The following is a 4,129-nucleotide window of genomic DNA, read 5'->3' on the forward strand; positions in this document are numbered from 1 at the left end:
GCTCCTGTCTTATATCACCGCCCGATTGGGCGATGCTTTACGACGGGTTTGGTAAGCGTTCCTGTCGGTTTATCGTTGTGTCAGGCAGGTTCAGGCAAATGCCACCACCTGCCCGACTTCCTGGTCCCGGTTCTGCCAGAGATCGTAACTGACCTGCATGTTCAGCCATAAATCCGGCGTGGTCTTGCAGGCTTTGGCCAGCCGGAATGCCATCTCAACACTGACCGATGATTTCTTGTTAACCAGGGCAGACAGGGTTTTCCTGGCCACGCCCAGCCGCTCGGCGGCTTCGGTAACGCTCAGCTCCAGAGGTTCCAGGTAAGACTCTTTCAGAACTTCGCCAGGGTGCATTGGATCAAACATGGTGCTTTACCTTTGATAAAGACGCCTCGGAATGATCCGGCGGCGTCACAGGTTAATGGTAATCCCGGTAATCCACGATATAGGCATCACCGTTTTCAAAACGGAAAGTGACCCGCCAGTTTCCGTTCACCCATACCGACCAGGTGCCGTGCTCTTCCCCTTTCAGTTCATGGAGCTTGAGCGCAGGGGCGCTCATGTCCTGAACCTCCTTGGCAGCATCCAGTGTGGTGAGTATCAGTTGCAGTTTTCGTTGGTGAGTTGCCTGAATTCCCCGTGTTGTACCGGATTCAAAGAACTGTTTCAGTCCCTTGTGTTTAAAGGTTTTGATCAAATTCACCTCCTGGGCCTGTTAACGGAGGTTGTTTGCAACCTGTAACGTGTCGGGTGTCAATTTGATTCTAGTCAGATTTTAGACAAAAAGCCAGGGACTATAACAAAGCGCAGTTATCGAAGCACTTGCGGCTGGAACATAGTTGGTGCTCTAAATGATGATTAATCAGAAGCTGTGGCTGACAGTTTTGATCGGCTTTTCTTGTCAGTAGAGCGATAACCTACAGGGATGGCAGGTGTTATGGAAAGGCTGGGCTACAGGATTGCCTCCACACCTACCGGATTACAGGAGGTGTGGAGGTGTGACCAAGAGATAGACCCTTGTCCGATATCAATTAATACCCTGACGCCAATCTGGTCTTGCGGTCAAGGTGCTCGACGAGGGCATTTGAGGTTTTAAAAACCAGACGCTGGCCATTATCTGCAAAGGTAAGTACAACCTCCCGTTCAGGGCTGGCTGGCGCAAAAACCAGGTTATAACGGGTAATGATCCCGCCGGGGTTGGTCATTAGGTCCGGATCGGTGAAACTGACTTCATCGCCATCAACCATGGCCAGTCCCGGGCGGGAGCTGGATGCCAGAGGCCCTGCCAACTTGTCGGTGGCTTTGAAGATTACGTAGCCCACTTTACCGGTCCGGTCATCCCGCACCACATGGGCATATTCATCCTTCTGCAACACGGTGTAATCCGGCGATTCAACAGGGCCGTTCAGACGAATCATATATTCGTATTGGGCGTCTTCCGGTGTTTTACCATGATTGATCCATGCTACAGAGAAATCACCACTGTGGGTCTTACCCATCTGGTTGCCATTTCGCTGGGAGTGCTTGCGAATTTCAACAGAATCATTACTGGCTGGAATGTAATACCCATGCCCATGAGGATCCTGCAGGGTCATCTTACCTGACAAACTGTTCCGGTAAGGGAAGGCTTTCACTTTCTGCTCATTAACAACCACTGTCTCTGGTGCGTTAAGTAAAGCGGTCTGGAACAGTGTCGTCTCTAAGTCACCACGATCATCCGCCGTCGTTAAGCCGGAACCCAGTGCGACAATACGATCACCGAAGAAGAACCAGCTTTTATTGCCATTCCATTCTTTGTCATTTGTCTCACTCAGGCGGTAACCATAGACACCATCATCGTTCAAAGTAGCTCCACCGGCAAAACTGCGTTCATCGCCATACGAGTTGGTTCCGACAGTCGCTTCTTTCAGTTCATCATTGTTCAGATAGACGGCAGTAACCCCTGGCGTACGACTCCAGTCATAGCCTTCTTCACGATAACCATAATCTCCGGTAGAGAGCTTTTCCGGTTTTACATCACCATAAATATAAAGGCTGCCGGCACGATTATAACGAGCGTAATTACGCGCAAGGCCTGGATCCCAGTTCACCAGATTGTTGTTAATGCCCATGACTGTAGCGGAAGCACCCGGGATGGTGTGGGTAGAAATACCTGCCCAGTTCAAAACCTGATGGTACCGGTCTTCAACAGCAATCCCCTTGAACGCTTCAGGGATCACATCATCAACCCGGCGGTTTTTCAGCCACAGGGATGCCAGTTCTTTATCTACCGCCTCACCGGTAGCCGGGTTACCGCTCAGGGCCATAATCCGTGTTGCATCCGGCATACGGAAATCGTTCTGATGCTCAAAGAAGCGACCACGGAAATGAAAAGGTTCAGCCGCGCCGGGGAATATCCTGTTGTAAACAATATAGTTCTGGCGCACGTTTTCCCATGTGCTGGCCTGGTGGAACTCGGTACCTTTCAGTGCCTGCAGAACCGGAATGAACTGAACCATATTGGTTCGCCAGTAACCACCCAGGGTAATTGCGTGGTGATAAAAGCTGTAATCCGGTTTTACAATACCCGTCGTTCCATTGCTCGGTGCCAGAACATTATCCAGCCATTGCACATATTGCTCTGCGTCCCGAACTTTCTCCGGTGTATTATCCTGGAGCAGCACGCAGATCAGGCGGGATACAACTTTCGTACCATCATCTCCTACACCACCGGTAATGGTTTTATTTTCGTAAACCTCGGCAAAACCGGTGAGCCATTTCAGGGTTTCAGTCCAGTCATTCAGGCGATCATTTTTTGCCAGTAAATCACGTAAATAAAGAAGGGACATAGCCAGGTTACGGGTGCGGTAGCCGGTATGGGAGAGTGACTCGAAACTGTGGCCGGCTACCATGCCCTGGTCACGCATCCAGTCCAGCAGCGCAATAACACGCTGTTCTGCTTCATTGTCCTGATAATACAGATAGTCCAGGGTGATCGCGGGAAGCAGTTTATCTTCAATGTCGCGCCAGATTACCTCATTTTCATAAGTCACTTTCGCCATGGCATAAGGTGTTGCCAGATTCACCGGTTTGCTGTCCAGATTCAGATTTCTGAATTCCGTTTCAACCAAGCTCCGGTTTTTCCCGGCAATGGCTTTTACTTCAGGAGTGGTTATCCGATCAATCAGCAGCCCTCTATGTTCTTTTGATAACCGGGCATCAAAAAACTGGTTCCAACCATCGTTATTCAGGATGATGTTGTCAGCAATGGTGGCGAGGCTGTCAAACAGTTTCTGGTCCGGGTTCGGGGCTGCCGGTTGTTTTGGCAACTGCTCCCAGTGATAAGATGCAACCCAGTGATTAGAGTTTTTGGAGTAAGGCAGCTGGTAGTCGGCCATCGTGTGATGAGTCAGACGTCCTACAGCCATGCGGTCAAGGACAAACCACCCCTCTTGTAAACTTTTCGGAGCCTGAATCCGAAGCTTGCCATTCGGCGCATCACCACCATCAGGCATCTCGGCAAACTGGATAGTGGCCGCACGCCAGCCAGCATAGCCGAGATCAAAATCAACGGCCTTATGATGACCATTTGCAGCAACACTGATGGTCAGTTTCTCACCTTTTAAGGGAGTCTCATTATAAATCCACAGGGAAAAACCGGCACCACCGCCAAATGAAACCTGCATATGATCGGTAACCAGCAGGGATTTCAGCTCTTTGGAAAGCTCCATATCCAACAAGCTTCCATTTTTCCAGTCCCAGCGGATACCTGTTTTACCTGCACGATAAATATTCTGCTCAAGACTTAACTTACCACCGTTATGTATATCCCACTGAGCCGGTATTTGATCCAGCTGATATCGGTGTAGAGTAACGCTGTCAGGAGTGACATAGGCAGATGGCGCATCTTCAATAAATACGTTGGTTGTTTTTTGATTAGCACTCACCACACCAGCTGCCGCTATTGCTGATGATAAAAAAGCAAGGGTAAATTTATGCATATTGAAACTGACATCAGGGTTGGAATGAACAACCTGGCAAAAACCAGATCAAGGCGTATTCTCAAATAAACGCATGGCTATAAACCTGCTGTTTGTTTATGTTATTTAAAGTTTTTTCCTGACTCTATGATTCTAATCAATAATCCATAGTA

At 49.2% G+C, this 4,129-nt stretch carries 3 protein-coding genes; all 3 read right to left on the reverse strand.

The window, feature by feature from the left end:
- Window positions 1–90 precede the first annotated feature (90 nt).
- The 3 genes from KDK13_RS16570 to KDK13_RS16580 all read right to left on the reverse strand — a co-directional run bounded on the left by KDK13_RS16570 (window position 91) and on the right by KDK13_RS16580 (window position 3,977).
- On the reverse strand, window positions 91–363 hold the full coding sequence (locus tag KDK13_RS16570) for a HigA family addiction module antitoxin (protein WP_257286093.1): 273 nt from the start codon (window positions 361–363) through the stop codon (window positions 91–93).
- Between the two features lie 52 nt (window positions 364–415).
- Window positions 416–694 (reverse strand): type II toxin-antitoxin system RelE/ParE family toxin, encoded by a 279-nt coding sequence (locus KDK13_RS16575; protein ID WP_257286094.1) that lies wholly within the window; start codon window positions 692–694, stop codon window positions 416–418.
- Window positions 695–1,028: 334 nt separating this feature from the next.
- The gene (locus KDK13_RS16580; protein WP_257286095.1) at window positions 1,029–3,977 is read right to left on the reverse strand and encodes a chondroitinase family polysaccharide lyase; all 2,949 of its coding nucleotides are present in this window, start codon (window positions 3,975–3,977) and stop codon (window positions 1,029–1,031) included.
- Between the last annotated feature and the right edge of the window lie 152 nt (window positions 3,978–4,129).

Source organism: Endozoicomonas sp. SESOKO1, assembly GCF_024606265.1.
Lineage (GTDB): Bacteria > Pseudomonadota > Gammaproteobacteria > Pseudomonadales > Endozoicomonadaceae > Endozoicomonas.

Coding starts and splice junctions, on each gene's coding strand:
- KDK13_RS16570 (WP_257286093.1), bottom strand. CDS start 363: ATGTTTGATCCAATGCACCCTGGCGAAGTTCTGAAAGAGTCTTACCTG.
- KDK13_RS16580 (WP_257286095.1), bottom strand. CDS start 3,977: ATGCATAAATTTACCCTTGCTTTTTTATCATCAGCAATAGCGGCAGCT.